The 17,056-nt window shown below is 58.4% G+C and carries 15 protein-coding genes; 7 read left to right on the plus strand and 8 right to left on the minus strand.

Features of this window, described 5'->3' with window-relative positions; all coding sequences use genetic code 11:
* Positions 1–48: 48 nt before the first annotated feature.
* The 4 genes from HDF14_RS10775 to HDF14_RS10790 all read right to left on the minus strand — a co-directional run bounded on the left by HDF14_RS10775 (position 49) and on the right by HDF14_RS10790 (position 4,484).
* Positions 49–1,833 (minus strand): hypothetical protein, encoded by a 1,785-nt coding sequence (locus HDF14_RS10775; RefSeq protein WP_183976333.1) that lies wholly within the window; start codon positions 1,831–1,833, stop codon positions 49–51.
* Between the two features lie 85 nt (positions 1,834–1,918).
* Complete coding sequence (locus HDF14_RS10780; RefSeq protein WP_183976335.1) at positions 1,919–2,416, minus strand: GNAT family N-acetyltransferase; 498 nt, start codon at positions 2,414–2,416, stop codon at positions 1,919–1,921.
* 3 nt (positions 2,417–2,419) lie between these two features.
* Positions 2,420–4,006: a DHA2 family efflux MFS transporter permease subunit gene (locus HDF14_RS10785; RefSeq protein ID WP_183976337.1), complete on the minus strand. Its 1,587-nt coding sequence runs from the start codon at positions 4,004–4,006 to the stop codon at positions 2,420–2,422.
* Between the two features lie 196 nt (positions 4,007–4,202).
* A complete protein-coding gene (locus HDF14_RS10790) occupies positions 4,203–4,484 on the minus strand; it encodes a hypothetical protein (RefSeq protein ID WP_183976339.1) in 282 nt (93 codons plus the stop codon).
* A 359-nt stretch (positions 4,485–4,843) separates the two neighbouring features.
* Here HDF14_RS10790 and dnaK point away from each other — a divergent pair, with 359 nt between their 5' ends.
* Both dnaK and HDF14_RS10800 read left to right on the plus strand, forming a co-directional pair.
* Entirely contained in the window at positions 4,844–6,760 is a 1,917-nt protein-coding gene (gene dnaK, locus HDF14_RS10795; protein WP_183976341.1) for a molecular chaperone DnaK, read from the plus strand.
* Between the two features lie 179 nt (positions 6,761–6,939).
* Entirely contained in the window at positions 6,940–7,152 is a 213-nt protein-coding gene (locus HDF14_RS10800; protein ID WP_183976635.1) for a hypothetical protein, read from the plus strand.
* Between the two features lie 4 nt (positions 7,153–7,156).
* On the opposite strand, the gene HDF14_RS10805 is transcribed toward HDF14_RS10800, so the two are convergent.
* Positions 7,157–8,266, minus strand: a complete 1,110-nt coding sequence (locus tag HDF14_RS10805; RefSeq protein ID WP_183976343.1) for an acyltransferase family protein — start codon at positions 8,264–8,266, stop codon at positions 7,157–7,159.
* A gap of 135 nt (positions 8,267–8,401) precedes the next feature.
* On the opposite strand from HDF14_RS10805, the gene HDF14_RS10810 reads away from it, so the two are divergent.
* The 4 genes from HDF14_RS10810 (at position 8,402) to HDF14_RS10825 (ending at position 12,190) form a co-directional block, all read left to right on the plus strand.
* Entirely contained in the window at positions 8,402–9,076 is a 675-nt protein-coding gene (locus tag HDF14_RS10810) for a hypothetical protein (protein WP_260698173.1), read from the plus strand.
* Entirely contained in the window at positions 9,069–9,962 is an 894-nt protein-coding gene (locus HDF14_RS10815) for an Fpg/Nei family DNA glycosylase (RefSeq protein WP_183976345.1), read from the plus strand. Before HDF14_RS10810 ends, HDF14_RS10815 begins: the two co-directional genes overlap by 8 nt.
* A gap of 49 nt (positions 9,963–10,011) precedes the next feature.
* Entirely contained in the window at positions 10,012–11,256 is a 1,245-nt protein-coding gene (locus tag HDF14_RS10820; protein WP_183976347.1) for a DnaJ C-terminal domain-containing protein, read from the plus strand.
* A 130-nt stretch (positions 11,257–11,386) separates the two neighbouring features.
* On the plus strand, positions 11,387–12,190 hold the full coding sequence (locus tag HDF14_RS10825; RefSeq protein WP_183976349.1) for a hypothetical protein: 804 nt from the start codon (positions 11,387–11,389) through the stop codon (positions 12,188–12,190).
* Between the two features lie 54 nt (positions 12,191–12,244).
* On the opposite strand, the gene HDF14_RS10830 is transcribed toward HDF14_RS10825, so the two are convergent.
* On the minus strand, positions 12,245–13,285 hold the full coding sequence (locus tag HDF14_RS10830) for an SDR family NAD(P)-dependent oxidoreductase (protein ID WP_183976350.1): 1,041 nt from the start codon (positions 13,283–13,285) through the stop codon (positions 12,245–12,247).
* Positions 13,286–13,401: 116 nt separating this feature from the next.
* Between HDF14_RS10830 and HDF14_RS10835 the strand changes: the two genes are divergently transcribed.
* The gene (locus HDF14_RS10835) at positions 13,402–13,803 is read left to right on the plus strand and encodes a MerR family transcriptional regulator (protein ID WP_183976352.1); all 402 of its coding nucleotides are present in this window, start codon (positions 13,402–13,404) and stop codon (positions 13,801–13,803) included.
* Between the two features lie 5 nt (positions 13,804–13,808).
* Here HDF14_RS10835 and HDF14_RS10840 read toward each other — a convergent pair whose 3' ends face one another.
* Positions 13,809–14,984 (minus strand): glycosyltransferase, encoded by a 1,176-nt coding sequence (locus HDF14_RS10840; RefSeq protein ID WP_183976354.1) that lies wholly within the window; start codon positions 14,982–14,984, stop codon positions 13,809–13,811.
* A gap of 78 nt (positions 14,985–15,062) precedes the next feature.
* A complete protein-coding gene (locus tag HDF14_RS10845; RefSeq protein ID WP_260698174.1) occupies positions 15,063–17,033 on the minus strand; it encodes an ArnT family glycosyltransferase in 1,971 nt (656 codons plus the stop codon).
* Positions 17,034–17,056 lie beyond the last annotated feature (23 nt).

Genomic DNA, 17,056 nt, shown 5'->3' on the forward strand with positions numbered 1-17,056 from the left:
ATTAATGTAGTTTGCTGTTGGGGGTTTATGTGCATGAGTTCGCAATGTTTAGGAAGGGATGGGTGGCGATTGAGATTTGCCGCGGAGGAGGAGGAAGAAGAGAGTTGAGAGCGCGAGGAGGGAGATGATGTCGCCGATAGTTTGGTCGAGGGTGTGGGCGTAGGTGATCGCGATGGTGGACGGTCCGGCGGGGATGGGGAGGGCTATGAGGCCGTCGTCGCGTTGGTCACGGGTTGAGTCAGGGGAGCCATTGAGCGTGATGGTCCAGTTTGGGTAGTCGCGGAGATTGAGGATGAGGTCTTCGGCGATGGAGGCGTTGATGGTGATGTGAAGGGAAGTGGGGCTGGGCTGGGTGTTAGTGGGGGCTTTGGCGTTGGGATCAGGGGAGAGCCAGAAGGGAGGATCTTTGGGGGCGAGGGAGTCGTTGTCGGCGGTGGTTGGGGTGTATTCGTCGGTGGGATCGGTGCCCTGGTTGGATTGGAAGAGAGCCTGGCGGGCTTTGGGGGTGTCTTCCTCGTCGCAGGATTGACGGAAGAGGGTGTAGGCAGGGTAGGTCAGAGTTGCGGCGATGAAGATTGCGATGAGTGTGCGGGTGGTGGGTTTGAGATGCAGCGGAGTGAGTGCGAGGGCAGTGGACAGGCTGAAGATGGCGGCGAGGAGTGCGAGGAAGCGCCAGGGAAATTGTAGGAAGGCTAGTTCGGGGGCGTGGTTCCAGATGACGGCGGTGACGGGTGTCAGGAGGAGGGCAATGGCTGCGGTGAGGATGGCCAGGTATACGTAGAGGTTGCGCGGCGGGGGGGGAGTTGCGGTGGTGCTGGCGAAATGCGGGGGTCTCTCCACTTCGCTTCGCTCCGGTCGAGATGACGTCTTTTTTGATGGGTCGGAGTTTGGCCGGTCGGAAGAATGCAATAGAGATTCGTCGGCGGAATTCGTTAGTCTGTGTTTTTTGCTCGACCGAGTGAGAGAGATTGCGAGGGCGGCGATCGTTACGGCGAGGAGGATTATGGCCAGGAGAGAGGCGGTGTGAAGAACCTGATCGTGTGCCAGGTCGCCGGTGCGGTGGAAGAGGAAGTTGTCCTGGATGCGCATGTTGGGGATGATGGCCATGGCGATCTGAACGAAGCGGCGTTCGTAGGCGGCGGGAACGATGTAGAAGGCGGCGAGGGCGAGGCCGAGGACCGTGCCCGCGGTGGTGTTGATGGCAATTTCTCTGCGCAGGCTGCTGGGCTTGGCTAGGCGAATGAGGGTGAGGAGCGCCAGTGCGTAGCAGCTCATGACGGCGGCGGGGGCGTTGGTGAGCCAGAGGAGGGCGATGGGAATGGCGATGCCGGGGATGGTGACGCGCTCGCGCAGGATGGCGTGGAGGAGGAGTGGGATGAAGGCGGCGGCGAGGAGTTCGGCATAGGCGGTGCGCTCGTAGGCGGTGAAGAGCATGTAGGGGTTCACCGTGTAGAGGATCGCAGCTAGAAGGGCGGCGGTGGGCGGAGCGAAGGCGCGGGCGAGGCGATGGAGCGCGAGGCCGCTGGCGGTGAGGGCTAGCCAGGTGTAGACGATGGGCGTTGCGGTGATCGGGAAGATGAGGGTGAGAATCGCGCCGAGCGTCCAGGAAAGTGGAGGGTAGAAGACGAAGCGGGGTTCGCCTGCGTTCCAGGCGGCGGTGTAGGCCCAGTGGGGGTGGAGATTTCCTTGTGTGAATTGACGGGCAGCCTCCATCCAGTTGAGAAGGTGGAAGTCGAAGTCGTGGCCGCAGGAGCAGCCGTTGAGGATGAGGGGGAGGATGGCGATGCAGGCGGCTAGAGGGATCAGGATATAAGGAAGCCGGTCGCGCTGCATGTCTTAGAGGGTATCGCAGAGTTAGATGCAGGCATTGAGTGATGTTGGGATGTTGACCGACCTCAATCGATGCGAGGGCGAGAGATCAAAGGATCGATTTCGACATTTCGTATTCGATCAGATTGGGATCGTTCGGGTAGGGCTCGGTTCTGCCAGTTGCGGTGAATCCAAGGCGCTCGTAGAAGGAAATGGCTGCGAGATTGGTGTTGGTAACCATGAGCCGAAGGGTGTGGGCTGCAGAGAGGCGAGCCCAGGATTCGATTGCGTCGACGAGGAGCTTGCCGGTGCCGGTTCGGCGGTGAGTGGAGGCAACCCACATGGAGACCAGCTCGGCGTTTTGTGGGACTTCCTTGTCGAGGAAACCGGCAGCGATGCCGCAATATTCGCCCTGGTGGTAGGCGAGGTAGCCAATGGAGTGTGGGGTGCAGAGGTTTGCGGCGCGGGTGCGCCAGTCGGCTTCAGAGAATTGAGATTCGCGGGCGTAGGTGCTGCCGAAGGCAGAGGGTGTGTCCTTGAGAGCGCGGAGACGAACTGTTTTGTAGCTGGTGGATAGCGTCGGAGTGATCTGGTGAAGAATGACCATGGGCTAATGGGCGCCGGCGGGGGGCTTGCCTGGTTTTACTTTTTTGAAGAACCAGACGATGCCGACGCAGAAGAAACAGAGGAGCGAGAGCCAGCGGAAGACGTCGACAAATGCCCAGAGGGTGGCCTGGCGGCCGAGCTGCTGGTAGAGGGAGGCCTGGGCGGGATCGGCGGCGTTCGCCTGTCCGTAGGGGTTGGTCAGGAACTGGGTCAGGCTGCCGAGGGAGTTTTGAAACTGCTGGCCGGTGCGAGGAACGGAGTTGATGATGAGGTTTTGGTGGACGTCGGCGCGGCGGGTGAGCAGGGTGGAGGCGATGGAGATTCCGATGGAGCCGCCGACGTTGCGCATGAGGTTGAAGAGGCCGCTGGCGTTGCCGATTTGTTTCGAGTCGAGTGTGCCGTAGGCGGCGGTGCTGATGGGGACGAAGATGAAGCTGAGGCCGAAGCCGGTGATGAGGATGGGAAGAAGCAGGGTGGTGGGTGAGATATCGAGGGTAACGTTGCCGAAGTAGAGGGTGGTGAGGCCGAAGGTAAAGAAGCCGAAGGTGAGGAGGTAGCGGGGGTCGACTTTATTGGAGAGATACCCGATGACGGGCATGCCGCAGACCGCGCCGATGCCGCGAGGAGCGACGGCGATTCCTGCGGTGAAGGCGGTGTAGCCGAGAAGCTCCTGAAAGAAGAGAGGGAGGATGGTGGTGGTGGAGTAGATGCCAACGCCAAACATGAAGATGAGAATGCAGCCGAGGCGGAAATTTCGGTCTTTGAGGACCTTGAGGTCGACGATGGCATCTTTGTCGCGCCAGCAGTGCCAGCAGAAGTAGATAAAAGATGTGACGAGGAAGAAGACGGCCCAACGAATCCAGGTGGCTCCGAACCAGTCGTCTTCCTGACCTTTGTCGAGGACGACCTGGAGACAGCCGGTCCAGACGACGAGGGCTGCGAAACCGTAGCGGTCAAAGGCAGGGACCCGGGCTTTGCTGATGTATGGCGGGTCGTGGACGAAGCGGCTGATCATGGCGATTGCGAGGATGCCGATGGGGATGTTGATGTAGAAGGCGTAGCGCCAGGAGTAAGTGTCGGTGAGCCAGCCGCCGAGGGTGGGGCCGAGGACTGGGGCGACGACGACCCCGAAGGCGAAGACGGCCATGGCGGCTCCGCGTTTGGCGGGTGGGAACGATTCGAGGAGGATGGCCTGGGAGAGAGGTTGGAGGGCGCCGCCGCCAGCGCCTTGAATGATGCGGGCCAGCAGCAAGATGCCGAGGGTGGGAGCTGCTCCGCAGGCGAAGCTGGATATGGTGAAGATCACGATGCAGGACAGGAGGAAGCGCTTACGGCCGAATTTGAGGGAGAACCAGTTACTGGCGGGGAGAACGATGGCGTTGGCTACGAGGTAGCTGGTGAGGACCCAGGTGGCTTCGTCGTTGGAGGCAGAGAGGGAGCCGGCGATGTAGGGTAGTGCGACCGAGGCAATGGCGGTGTCGAGCACCTCCATGAAGGTGGCGAGCATGACCGATGCGGCGATCAGCCAGGGGTTGACGCCTTGGGTCATGGAAGCGGATTCGTCGGGTGGTGCGGTCGCAGCGGAGGCCATGGTCTTCGGAGGGTCCCTTGCGCGGTGGAATGGTTGTCTCCTAAATAGAGGCAAAAAAGGAGGTAATGGATGCATTCGGGGTTTGCGCAGTGCGGTCAGCGGCGCAAAAAAGGCGGCAGGCCCGTTGGATGGAGCCTGCCGCGCTTGGTTGGTTGTGGTTTTCCGGCGATCGTCTGCCGGTTCGGTGTCGAGGGGTTTAGGAGGGGTTGCGGCCCATCGGGCCCATCGACTGGGAGACGTTGTGGTAAGAGCCCGTTTGAAGTCTTCGCGTGGAAGGGGCGTGGCGGAGCGGGGGGACTTGAACGGAATCTAGGCTCTTGGGAAGGTGGGTGGACCAGGTGTAGGTCGTGGTCGAGATATTGGTGGAGTCCGGGGTGGCGTTGCAGCCGGATAGGAGACCGGCGAGAAGTCCTGCGAGGCCCAATGAAGCGACTTTCAGGAGGCGGCGTGCGGTACGGCGTGCAGTAAGGGAAGACATGAGCAGAGCTCCAAGTGATGCATTAATTGAAGGAAGCGTAACCGGGGGCATCAAGGGCGACAATGACACCTTCGAGGGACCGTTCGGTGATGACACCGCGATGTTTTGGCGAATCACGTGTTTGGTTTATCGGACGGTTGCAGTGGGAACTGGAGGCGCGTCGGGAGTATTTTTGAGGCGGGGTTGGGGCCTTTTGTAACGGCTAAGCGGCGGCTAAAGCTATTTGGAAGAATGAGTAAGGGTTTTGAATCCAATAGGTGGCCGGGTACATCAGAATAGTTGACAATAAGTGACTCAAGGTGAGATTCTTGGGATGTCAAAAATGTTGATGGGCTGCGAGCCCAGAATGGGGATGTGGGATGGCGAAGATTATTGGAATTGACTTGGGAACGACGAACTCGTGCGTCGCGGTGATGGAAGGTGGCGAGCCGAAGGTGATCCCGAACGAAGAGGGTGGCCGGACTACGCCATCTGTCGTTGCGTTCACCAAGAGCGGGGAGCGGCTGGTGGGTCAGGTGGCCAAGCGCCAGGCGATTACGAATCCGGAGAATACGGTTTATTCGATCAAGCGGTTTATGGGTCGTCGCATGAACGAAGTTGGCGACGAGATGAAGATGGTGCCGTACAAGGTCGTTGCGAAGGGCGACAACATTGTTGTGAGCGCGCAGGGTAAGGAGTTCACTCCGCCTGAGATCTCGGCGATGATTCTGCAGAAGCTGAAGAAGGCTGCGGAGGACTATCTCGGGACTTCGGTGACCGAGGCTGTGATTACGGTTCCGGCTTACTTCAACGATGCTCAACGTCAGGCGACCAAGGATGCCGGCAAGATTGCTGGACTTGATGTGAAGCGTATTGTGAACGAGCCGACGGCGGCTGCGCTTGCTTATGGTTTGGACAAGAAGAAGGACGAGACGATTGCGGTCTATGACTTCGGTGGCGGTACCTTCGATATCTCGATTCTTGAGGTTGGCGAAGGCGTGATCGAGGTGAAGTCGACCAATGGTGATACGCACCTTGGTGGTGACAACCTCGACCAGAGGATTGTGGATTGGCTGATTGGTGAGTTCAAGGCTGATACCGGGCTTGATCTGCATGCGAAGGGCAACGAGATGGCGCTGCAGCGGTTGAAGGATGCTGCTGAGAAGGCGAAGATCGAGCTGTCGACGGCGCAAGAGTCGGAGATCAATCTCCCCTTTATTACTGCCGATGCGAGTGGGCCGAAACACCTTGTGCGGAACTTGACTCGTGCGAAGCTGGAGTCGTTGGTCGATGATCTGCTGCAGCGGTCGATTGGGCCGTCGAAGCAGGCGATGAAGGATGCTGGTGTGGATGCGAGCAAGATCGATGAGGTGGTTCTCGTCGGTGGTCAGACTCGTATGCCGAAGATTCAGCAGTTGGTGAAGGAGCTGTTCGGCAAGGAGCCGCATAAGGGCGTGAACCCGGATGAGGTTGTGGCGATCGGCGCGGCCGTTCAGGCTGGCGTGTTGGCCGGCGAAGTGAAGGATCTGTTGCTGCTCGATGTGACTCCGCTGACGTTGTCGATTGAGACGATGGGCGGTGTTGCGACGGCGATGATCAACCGGAACACGACGATTCCGACGAAGAAGACGGAGACGTTTTCTACGGCGGCTGATTCGCAGACTGAGGTTGAAGTGCATGTGCTGCAGGGCGAACGGCCGATGGCCGCGCAGAACCGGACGCTGGGCAAGTTCAAGCTTGCCGGGATTCCTCCTGCTCCTCGTGGCGTGCCGCAGATTGAGGTCACGTTCGACATCGACGCAAACGGCATCCTAAATGTAACGGCGAAGGACAATGCGACTGGCAAGGATCAGAAGATTACGATTACGAGCTCGTCAGGCCTGAGCAAGGAAGAGGTTGAGCGGATGGCGAAGGATGCCGAGGCTCATGCGGCTGAGGACAAGGAGCAGCGCGAGGCGGTCGAGGCTCGGAACGGACTGGATTCGCTGGTCTACAACATCGAAAAGATGTTGAAGGATGCGGGCGATAAGGTTCAGGAGTCGGATAAGACCGAGGTAGAGACGGCTCTGGCAGAGGCGAAGACGACTCTGGCCGGTACTCCAAGCGCTAGTGAGCTGAATGCTGCGAAGGATCGTCTAACGACTGTGAGCCACAAGCTTGCAGAGGCGATGTACAAGGCGTCTGCGGCATCAGCACCGACCGATGGTGCGACAGGTGCGACGGAAACGCATGAAGAGCCGAAGAAGGACGAAGGCGTGATTGATGCTGAGTACGTCGACGTCGATGAAAAGAAATAAGTGTAATCCGTACCGGCTGGTTTTGACGTAATAAAGGTGAGGGGCGTTCCTGATGGGGTGCCCCTCCTTTTTATCAGGCTGGCTTACGGCGATAGACGTGTAGAGTGCGTCTATCACCAGAAAGGTGTGTAGCGGTGAGCAGAAGAAACAGAGAAGATCAGTATGCAGAGACGTTTTGGATGGAGAACCTGGAACTCAATCGATTGCTTGGAGGGAAGACCATGACCGAGACGATGTGGAAGTGCGACCAGGTTCGAGCAGGCCGGCTGTACAACCGGATGATGTTCGACACCAAGGAAGAAGCGGTGAAGTTTGCCCAGCGGATGCAGCAGATGGAGCCGGATCAGATGTTTTCGATCGAGGCGATTGAGGCGCGGCAGGTCTGGAACTAATCGGCTAGACGGAGCGTGTTCGAATAACTTCGAAGCGCTTCTTGTAGCGCAGTATGGGTGATTCGAAGAATCGGTAAGAGATAGAAGCCAGCAAGACAGTGAGGATGAAGGCAAACGCGACTTCAAGTGCGTTGGTCGTCATCCTCGCTATTTGGTGGCCACTGGTGAGGCGATGAACGATGTAAATCGAGAGACGCAGCATGGCCCAGTGAAAGACGTAGAGGCCGTACGAGATCTTCCCCAGGTACACCAGGGGACGCAGTTTGCCTAGACGTGTCTCGCCGAGGAAGCTGAAGAAGAGCAGGGTGCAACCAAGGTTGACACAGAGATAGCCAGGAGCCGCTAGATGGAAGGTGACCGGGTCTGATGTTTCCTTGACCTGAAAGAGATGTTGGGCTGCACCAAGAGCAGCAAGACCGATGATGAAGAAGAGCGATCGAACCAGGGGATGCAGTTTTGGCGCACGGCCTTGAAGCGCCAGCGCAAGTAAAGCTCCTGTACTGAAGAACTGGAATTGAACGAAGCTGTTGACCCAGATCATCAGGACGGCGCTGGATCCGGCATGGCATAGGTGCGCGAGCGCCAAATAGGCGACGGCAAACATTGCGATGGAGAAGACGATGGAGCCAGAGCGATGGAGGTATTTCCGAGCAGAGGGCCAGAGGATGTAGAACTGCTCCTCTACGGGGATGCTCCAGAGCGGCGTTGAGATGGTATCTGTAAAGCCGTGGTACGCGACGTACCAGTTGCCCGCGGCGAGGAGGAAAGCCAAGAGGCGTGAGGCAGTGAAGACTCCAGATTTCAGGTGGAGCTGCAGGAGGTAGTCAGCCAGCAGAACGATAAAATAGAGGGGCCAAATGCGAAGACCCCGTCGAATGTAAAAGGCTCGTAGGTGAATGTCTCCAGATTGACTCTTTTCGCGCTCGAGCAGTTCGGTAATGAGATAGGAGCTGAGCAGGAAGAAGAGACAGACGCCAAGCGCGCCGGCGATGCGAAATGAATCGAAGATGCCGCTGGCGACCGTGACTGAGTGATAGAAGAAGACTAAAAGAAAGGCGACAAAGCGAAGGACATCAAGCTCTGGCCGGTAGAAGCTCGCATTTGTTGCGGTCAAAGAATTCCTCGTTAGGCGCTTGTGCAGACGATGGGGAGCGCCGCGTTCCAAGGAGCATAGCATGGAGGATGCAGAGGTAAAGGTCAGAGATGGCGATGCGGCCGTCGTCCTTGCTGTTTTGAAGGCAGCTATTGGATGAGAAGAACTTTCGGCAGCTTCCGGGATGCATCAAAAGAGGCTGGAGGGCGTCTGGTGGTGAATTGGGAGGCGGTTCAGGCAGTGGCAACGGCCGCTTTGGTGGTTACGAGTGCCGGTGCTATCTCTTATGCCGGGTTGCAGCTGCGACATGAGCGAGATTATCGGGCGGTTGAGAATCTTGAGAAGCAGCTTAGCTTCTTTTTGTCAGAGAAGTTTGTCTCGGTGAGGCAGACGCTGGCGGAATCTCGGCTGGAGGGCGATGAGTTGAAGGCGTGGACCCTTGAGGAGCCGCCTGTGAGCGCGTTCGAGGTGCTGGACTTTTATGAGCATCTGTCGTTGCTGGTGAAGAAGGGCCACCTAGATGTGTATGACGTGTGGCACACGTTTTATGAATGGGCGCAGCCGGTATACGTAGATATGCAGCGGCTGATCGAGAGTGAAGATAGCTCTTATACAGAGCACTACCGGGACTTGCAAAAGATGATGCGGCAGATGGATGAGATTCAGATGGACAAGATGCAAACGCAAAAGGGAGAGCATTGGGCGCTGTGGACTCCGGAGCGCATTATCGAGCACTACCGGTATGAGTTGAAGACGAGTGGCCGGCCGCGACGTGTTCGGCGGCGACATCAGACGCAAGTGACTGCGACGAGGTTGAGGGAAGATGCCTGAAGGGAATGAGATTCATCGATGGGCCGAGAGACATGCGGCTGCTTTTGCCGGGAAGATTGTTCGAGTGGATGGGCCGCAGGGACGGTTTACCGATGCGGCGATGATTGATGGACGAAAGCTGAAGCGGGTAATGGCTGTGGGCAAGCACGTTGGATATGACTTCGGGAAGGACCTGATTCTGCATGTGCATCTTGGATTGCAGGGGGATTTTACGGAGGGCTCGGGACCGCTGCCGGACGTGCGTGGTGCGTTGCGGCTGCGAATGTGGAATGACGCGGCGGTGAAGCGGCCAGTGGTGCCGGGTGTGAGCAAACGGCATGCGTGGTATTCGGACGATGATGGGACTGGACATATCGAGCCGTCGAAGGTGGCTTGGGTAGAGTTGCGTGGGCCGATGGACTGCTCCATCTACTCGCAGGAAAAGTGGGATGCGCTGCTGGAGCGGCTGGGACCCGATCCGTTGAATGGAGACGGGCCAGAGAAGATGATTGCGCGGGTTGCGAAGAGCAAGAAGGCGATTGGAGAGCTGCTGATGGACCAATCTGTGGCTGCGGGAGTGGGGAATATTTTTCGTGCAGAGTTACTGTTTCGGGCACGGCTGAGCCCGTTTACGCCGGGGAAGGAGGTAGCGGAGAGCACGCTGCGGTCGATATGGAAGGAGGCGGGCGTGTTGATGAAGGCTGGGATGGTTGACCGGAGGATCGTGACGACGAAGCCGAAGGATCGACCGCATAAGAGTGGGCCAGTGCTGAAGGAAGAGGCGCACTATGTGTATCGGCGGCAGGGTCGACCTTGCTTTATCAGCGGGACGAAGATTTTGACGAAGGTGATGGCAGGGCGCAATCTTTTTTGGTGCCCGGTTTGCCAGGATTTGAAGGCTGAATAAGGTTTAGAGATGCGCATGAGGCGCATTGGTAAGAGAATGGAAGAAGATTATGGCGACGACACAGACGAAGGACTATTACGGCACGCTGGGCGTGAAGAAGACGGCGACGGCGGAGGAGATTCGCAAGGCGTTTCGCAAAGCTGCGCGGAAGTATCACCCGGACGTGAATCCGAATGACAAGAAGGCTGAGGAGAAGTTCAAAGAGATCTCCGAGGCGAACGATGTTTTGAGTGACGACAAGAAGCGGAAGATCTACGACCAGCTTGGCTTCTACTCGGACAATATCGACCCGGCAGCGGCCGAGGCGGCTGCACGTGGCGGCTATGGCGGGGGAGCAACTTCTGCTGGGTATCGTGGCGGTGCTGGTGGAGGACGTGCAGGTCAGGAGGTTCCGTTTGACTTTGGTGGGTTCGATTTTTCGGACTTTCAGAGTGGACGTTCGGCCCAGCAGGAGTCGGGCGGCGGGTTTGGAGGCAGCTTCAAGGATATCTTCAGCGGGATGTTCAACGGAGGGAAGCAGGCCGCGCGTGGGCCGCAACCGGGGACCGATCTTGAGTACCAGGTGAGCGTCGATTTCTGGACGGCGGTGCGGGGTGGTGTAACGCGGTTGGAGATTCAGCGGCAGGAGGTTTGCCCGACGTGCAAGGGTAAGTCGACGACGGGCGGAAGTGTCGAGTGCCCTGAGTGCCATGGTTCGGGGCAGGTGACGCAGATGGGCGGCCGGATGAAGTTCAATATTCAGTGTCCGCGGTGCGGTGGTTCGGGGAAGGTGCAGAACTCGTGCCCGACCTGCGATGGCGAGGGTGTGGTGACGAAGCGGGAGCCGCTGGAGTTTCGAATTAAGCCGGGGACTCGGGATGGTCAGAGAATTCGGCTGGCGGGTAAAGGCAACGCGGGGATCAATGGCGGCCCGGCAGGTGATCTGTTTTTGATTATTAAGGCGGGGACGCATCCGGTATTTACACGTAGTGCAGATGACATATATGTAACTGTTCCGGTTACGATGACGGAAGCGGCGCTGGGAGCAAAGATTGATGTGCCGACGATCGATACCCATGAAGGTGGTGCGAGAACGCAGTTGAAGATTCCGCCGGGGACGCAGACGGGACAGAAGCTGCGGCTGCGGGAGAAGGGAGTGCCTTCGGCTTCGCGGGAGGGTGTGCGTGGCGATCAGATTGTGGAAGTGAAGATTGTCGTGCCGAAGGTGCATGATGAGCGGAGCAAGGAGATTCTGCGAGAGCTGGCGAAGCTGAATCCGGAGGATCCTCGCGAAGATTTATTTGAACGCGCATAAGTTTGCCCATTTTGCACCCCGTTCGGCATTTCGTTGCATCCAAGTTCATCAAGAAATGTTTGAGCGCACGGTTTATTTGCACTGAATGTTGTGCACCGTGATGAAATCCCCTTAGTTCGGAGGTGATTCCATGTGGCATCTGGCGCGGACGCGGATGTTCGCGGGTCTCGTGTTCTCGATCACTCTTGCTTGCGCGGGGTGGTTGCAGGCACAGAATCGAACGACTCCGACTGCGGAGGAGATCGTCAGGCGAATGCTGTTGAAGAATGACGAGCGTCAGGCGGCGCTCGAGCACTACAGGACAGACCGAACTTATCAACTGGAATATGACGGCACGGGTGGCAAGCACCACGCAGAGATGATCGTGCGGGCGGAGTATCAGGCACCCGGCCGAAAGAACTTTACGGTGTTGTCGGAGTCTGGGTCGAAGTTGCTTTGTCGGGAGGTTTTGCGGCGACTTGTGGATAAGGAAGAGGAGACATCGGAGAAGACTGACTGGCAGCGCGCGATGTTTTCCATAGACACCTACACAGTGCAACTGGTCGGTCAGGAGCAGTTAGGGGGCGTGAACACGTGGGTACTGAGGGTAGAGCCAAAGGTTTACAGCGGGGTGGCCTATCGGGGGAAGTTGTGGGTGAGCACGGACGACTTTGCGATGGTACGGGTGATGGGAGAGCCGGCGAAGAGTCCTTCGTGGATTTTGGACAGTGCTGCGTTTGACTCCTGGTATATGCGACGGGGCGACGTGTGGGTTCCGGCGAAGAATATCTCAACGACACATGTTCGGATTGGGGGGGAAGCGAAGGTGACGATCGACTATGGAAAGTATGACGTTCTGTTAACAAGACCTATCGTCGCTGCAGATCAGCATGCACATGAAGGCGCATCAGTTCAGAGTGCGGGGACACCACTTAACGCTAGTCTGACTCGTTAGAGCGTACGAAGGCGGAGTGAAGTCTAAAGTACGCATGCCGGTGAGTCTTGATGTTTATGTGCGCTTAACCCATATCGCAGTAGATGGATAAATACTGCGCTCCGGGATGGATAGACTTTGGCTGGAAGGGGCCGGGAGAACGAATTGGTTGACGAGGCTGGCGATGTATTGGGTGGACTCGGGAGCGAGACCAGCAATGCGAGCGGCGAGCCAGGCTTGCGGGGTGATGGTGATTTCGGCGCGGCCGGCGACGACGGCGTTGTAGATCTTGTTAGCGGCGCGGTTGGCTGAGGCAGCCAAGATGGGAGTCTTGGCGGAGAATTTGAACCAGCGCTCCTCTTTTTTGGTTTGGCCGGTGAAGTGGGCGTGAGCCTCTCCTTTGGTGCGCATAAGGCCCGGGCAGACGGTGGTGACGCGGATGCCCTTGTGGCGGAGTTCGGCATGAAGCCCTTGGGAGTAGCCTACGAGGGCGAACTTGCTGGCGACGTAAGGGAGCATGTGGGGCATGGCGAATTTGCCGCCGATGCTGGCGATGTTGACGATGGACGCTTGACCGTAGATGTGGTTGCGTTGGAGCAGGTGCGGAAGAGCGGAGTTGGTGGTGTAGAGCGAAGCGAAGAAGTTGGTGGCCATGGCGCGTTGGTAGGCTTCTATGGGCTGATCTTCAACGGGGCCAACTTCAATGACGCCAGCGTTGTTGATGAGGATGTCGATGTGGCCGAAGAAGCCGACAGCGTAGTCGACGAGCGTGGCCGCCTGTTTGGCGTCGGTGAGATCGGCGGGGAGCAAGAGAATATCGTCAGGATGCTTGACGGCTTTGTGTCTGAGGAGCATGTCGCGGGCGTGGGTCAGTTCGTCGGAGTCTCTGGAAACCAGGACAAGTTTTGCTCCGGAGCGGCCGTAGCGGTGTGCGAGAGCGAGACCGAGGCCTCGGGAGCCACCGGTGATGAGGACGACACGGCCGCGGTGGCGTTTTGGGGGACGCGGCATGACTGCGCGGGCAGCGGCGACGGCGCCAATTCCAGCGATGGCGCTGATTCCGGCGACTCCGGCGATGATCTGGCTGGCGTGAAGTGCGGCTCTGGCGATCTTCATAGTTAGATGAGATGCTGATTCAGCGCATGGTGAAGTTTAGTTGACTTGCATATGTTGAGAAGAGCTAGACTTCGGTAAGGCATCTGGTCAGGGTTTAGATTTCAGGGGTTGGGACTATGGCGACAAAGCGGAAGAGCAAAGGCGCGTACATGATTTCGTCGGTGGCGGAGATGTACGAGATTCATCCGCAGACGTTGCGTTTGTATGAGCGCGAGGGCTTGCTGCGGCCGTCGCGGAGTGAGGGCAATACACGTCTTTATACCGATGAGGACTTGGAGCGGCTGGAGTTTATTTTGAACCTGGCGCGTGACCTTGGGGTGAATATCGCAGGAATTGCGATCGTGCTGCAGATGCGGGAACGGATGGAGGAGATGAACCGGCAGATGCAGGGGTTCGTCGACTATGTACGAACGGAGATGTTGACGCGAATGCAGCAACAGCAGGCCCCGGGGGCTGGGTTGGTTCCGTTTCGCCGTCAGGTTGTGATTCCGGGACGGAAGGATAAGAAGACCGGCTGAAGTGCTTATCTAGGCCCTAATCGAACGAGAACGCCGCCGGGATTGATGCGGTAGCGTTCGCCACGGTAGATGATCTCTCGCCCAAAGTAGCTGGCGGCCCAACTGTAGAAGCCAAGAAGATCGCAGACGGGATAGAGCCAGAAGAAGGTGAGCGATAGCCTGTCGCGCATGATGACGAAGCCTATGAGCAGGGCCTGAAGACAGCGATTGGCAATTGCGGCAAAAAGAAGCCAGAAGCCGATGGTGGGTCGGCCGATGGCGAGGCCGGAGAAAAATGCGAGGAGACCGAACGGCATCGCGTAGGTGAGACCAGTGCCGAGATGACCGGCGGGACGGGAGCAACGTGTGTTCTTAGCCCAGCTGATCTGGTGATGCAGGCCTCCTATGAGGCTTCCATAGTTAATACAGTGATCGACGATGGCAGTTGAAAGAATGACTTTGTAGCCTTGTTCCGCGATACGGTTGCCGAGCCAGAAGTCGTCGGCGAGCAGATCTCCCATGTCTTTGAAGCCGCCGATCTGGTCGATCAGGGCCTTTCGGGTGAGGAGCGTGGGACCAAGTCCGAATTTGATGTCTTCGATCAGATTCGCCGTCAGGACGCCACTGGAGAACTCCACTGTTTGTGTGAGGGCGGTGGGCAGTGAGGAGGTGGCTGCCGGTTTTCCCCGAAAGACGCAGGTGACTAAGCCGACGGCGGGGTCGCCCAGAGGCTGCAGGATGTCATGGAGATAGGTGGGGCTGACGCGAACGTCGCTGTCGGAGAAGAGGATTATCTCGTGCTGTGCCGCTTCGACGAGGAGTGACATGGAGAAGGTCTTGGGGTTTTGCCAGAGGGGCTCGCCTGAGGCCAGGAAGCGCGCGGGAATGGATGGAAATCGCCGAGCTACTTCTTGAGCGCAGACGATTCCGGGATCGGAGAGCGATCTTGCGCAGAAGATAAGCTCAAACTTGGGATGGTTGAGGCTGAAGAAGCTCTCGAGGTTCTGCTCAAGACCCCAGTCCTTGCCGTGAAGGGGTTTTAGGATGCTTACCGGAGGGGCGTAGTTGCCTTGATCGTTGCGCCGGGAGCGGAATCGCAGGCCGCCGATGAGGGCCAGAAGAAAAGACACCCCGGAGGTCACGATGCCGAAGAAGCCAAGGGCAAATGCAACGCGGCCGATCAGGAGTGGGTTGGGGGACATGGCTTCTGTAAGGATATCGGCTCGGGTTGGGTTGTGCCACTGCGGGATGGGTTGCAGGTGATGGTGATGGAAGAACGATCAGCGGTTGGAGAGGATGAATTTACCGCCTTCGGAGGCGAGGAGGTGGACCGGGGCAAAGCGTGCAAGGTCGGCGGCACGTTGTTTGTTGAAGGTAAGCAGGAAGATGCGCTGGGAGCCGGACCAGGCTTGGCGGAGTCCTTCGTCGGTTCCGAAGATGGGTGGGGCATCGGGCCAGAAGGAGCCATACCAGGGGCCGTAGATTCGCCCGTTGACGAGGGCTGCCTGTTGGCCGGTGTAGAAGAGGATGGATGAGCCGGAGGAGAGCCAGCCATCGATGATGACGCGGTCGCCGGGCCGAATGTCGTGATTGACGGTGGCTGCGAGGGCCTTTGACCCAAGGATGGGATAGAAGCGGACGAGGCCTTCGTGTGCGGCGAGAAGGGTGAGAGTCATCGCAGCGGCGAGGACGAGATTTGCAGCGTAGGTGAAGGAGCGGCGTCGCAGGAGGTAGCTGCCGAAGCCGACGCCGAGCATGCTGAGGGAGACGGCGATGAGCGGGCCACGGAAGATTCCCATAGCGTCGCCGGTGAGGTCGAAGAGGTGGCCGAGGGAGAGGTTATAGAAGTCGGGATTGGAGTTGAGGAGGGAGGCTAGATCGGCGCCTGGAGCGGGGCGCGGTGCTGTGATTGCGAAGTATCCGCAGAGGATGGCAATGATCGTGGCAAGGGGCAGGAGGAGATAGGCGTGCCAGTGGAGGGCGCTTTCGGTGGCGGTGGCTTCGGGACGTGTTGATCGTGAGGATTGGTCAGCGCGGGCAAGGAGACCGCCGGCCAAGAGGCACAATGCCGGTATCGCGGGAATGGAGTAGTACTCTTGACGGCTTGAAAGCGAGAAGAAGCCCATGACGAGGATGCTCCATAGAAGGAGAGAGAGCGCGGCTTCGTGGTCGCGGGCGACAGAGAGCGTGTTGGCGGTGATGTTGGACGCCCGGTTGCGGAGGGTTCGAACGTGATTGGCGATCGCTCCCGGAAGGAAGACAGTCCAGGGAAGGACCCAAATGGCGAGATAGAGCCAGAAGAGCAGAACAGGAGTCTGGCCGTAGTCGTGGGGGATACGTTTTGAGAGAAATCTGGCGATGTGCTCGTTGTAGAGATAGAACCATGCCCAGCCTCCGGTGGCGGGGAGACCGAACCCAGCGGGGAGAGGGATTGCGGGTGTGCGGAGGGCGGCGAGGATGTGCCAGGGTGCTGCGAGAGCGAGGAAGACCACGGTGCTGGGGATGAGATGGAGTTTGAAGACGAGGCGGAGTTGTTTGGTGAAGGCCAGGTAGAGGAGGACGAAGCCGATAGGAAAGACAAGTCCGATGAGACCTTTTGTCAGGACATTTGCGGCCATGACGGCGGCGAAGGCAAGGCACGGTTGAAGAGTGGATTTTTGTCGCTGGGATGATGAGGTGCCGTCCGATTGAAGGCGATTGAGGGTGACGAGGAAGAGATGGACCGCCAGGGTCATCCAGAGGGCGAGGAGAATGTCTGGGATGTAGAAGCGGGTGTAGAGGTAGGGGCCGATGCTGGTGGCAACAGCGAGTGCGGCGTAGAAGCCCCCGCGTTCGGGTTTGTCGATGGGGGAGGTTGTTGCGAAGAGGCGGATGCCGAGGGCGTAGACGGCTAGGAGCAGCGCGAGGACGGCCAGGGCGAGTGGGAAGCGAGCGGCCCAGTCGTGGATGCCGAAGAGATGCATGGAACCGGCTGCCATCCAGTACATGAGGGGAGGTTTGTCGAAGAAACGAATGCCGTCGATCGTCGGAGTGACGAAGTCGTGGCGCTGGAGCATCTCGCGAGCGATCTCGATGTAGATGGAGTCGACGTCGTCGAGGAGTCCGGGGCTGAAGAGGCCGCCGATCTGAAGAATGAGCCAGAGAGAGAAGATGATGGCGAGAGAGACAGGGCTCCAGAGGCGTCGCGGGGCGGCGTTTTGGGGAGAGGGCTCGTGCACTATGGCTTCTTCGTAGAGATGGTCAGGTTGCATGGTGGTCTCTGGCTTTAGCTGGG

The organism is Tunturiibacter gelidiferens (assembly GCF_014201335.1).
GTDB classification, from domain to species: Bacteria; Acidobacteriota; Terriglobia; order Terriglobales; family Acidobacteriaceae; genus Edaphobacter; species Edaphobacter lichenicola_E.

What these genes read in the sequence shown, in the direction of transcription:
- HDF14_RS10775 (WP_183976333.1), bottom strand. Translation starts at nt 1,833, where the DNA reads ATGCAGCGCGACCGGCTTCCTTATATCCTGATCCCTCTAGCCGCCTGC.
- HDF14_RS10780 (WP_183976335.1), bottom strand. Translation starts at nt 2,416, where the DNA reads ATGGTCATTCTTCACCAGATCACTCCGACGCTATCCACCAGCTACAAA.
- HDF14_RS10785 (WP_183976337.1), bottom strand. Translation starts at nt 4,006, where the DNA reads ATGGCCTCCGCTGCGACCGCACCACCCGACGAATCCGCTTCCATGACC.
- HDF14_RS10790 (WP_183976339.1), bottom strand. Translation starts at nt 4,484, where the DNA reads ATGTCTTCCCTTACTGCACGCCGTACCGCACGCCGCCTCCTGAAAGTC.
- dnaK (WP_183976341.1), top strand. Translation starts at nt 4,844, where the DNA reads ATGGCGAAGATTATTGGAATTGACTTGGGAACGACGAACTCGTGCGTC.
- HDF14_RS10800 (WP_183976635.1), top strand. Translation starts at nt 6,940, where the DNA reads ATGGAGAACCTGGAACTCAATCGATTGCTTGGAGGGAAGACCATGACC.
- HDF14_RS10810 (WP_260698173.1), top strand. Translation starts at nt 8,402, where the DNA reads ATGAGAAGAACTTTCGGCAGCTTCCGGGATGCATCAAAAGAGGCTGGA.
- HDF14_RS10815 (WP_183976345.1), top strand. Translation starts at nt 9,069, where the DNA reads ATGCCTGAAGGGAATGAGATTCATCGATGGGCCGAGAGACATGCGGCT.
- HDF14_RS10820 (WP_183976347.1), top strand. Translation starts at nt 10,012, where the DNA reads ATGGCGACGACACAGACGAAGGACTATTACGGCACGCTGGGCGTGAAG.
- HDF14_RS10825 (WP_183976349.1), top strand. Translation starts at nt 11,387, where the DNA reads ATGTGGCATCTGGCGCGGACGCGGATGTTCGCGGGTCTCGTGTTCTCG.
- HDF14_RS10830 (WP_183976350.1), bottom strand. Translation starts at nt 13,285, where the DNA reads ATGAAGATCGCCAGAGCCGCACTTCACGCCAGCCAGATCATCGCCGGA.
- HDF14_RS10835 (WP_183976352.1), top strand. Translation starts at nt 13,402, where the DNA reads ATGGCGACAAAGCGGAAGAGCAAAGGCGCGTACATGATTTCGTCGGTG.
- HDF14_RS10840 (WP_183976354.1), bottom strand. Translation starts at nt 14,984, where the DNA reads ATGTCCCCCAACCCACTCCTGATCGGCCGCGTTGCATTTGCCCTTGGC.
- HDF14_RS10845 (WP_260698174.1), bottom strand. Translation starts at nt 17,033, where the DNA reads ATGCAACCTGACCATCTCTACGAAGAAGCCATAGTGCACGAGCCCTCT.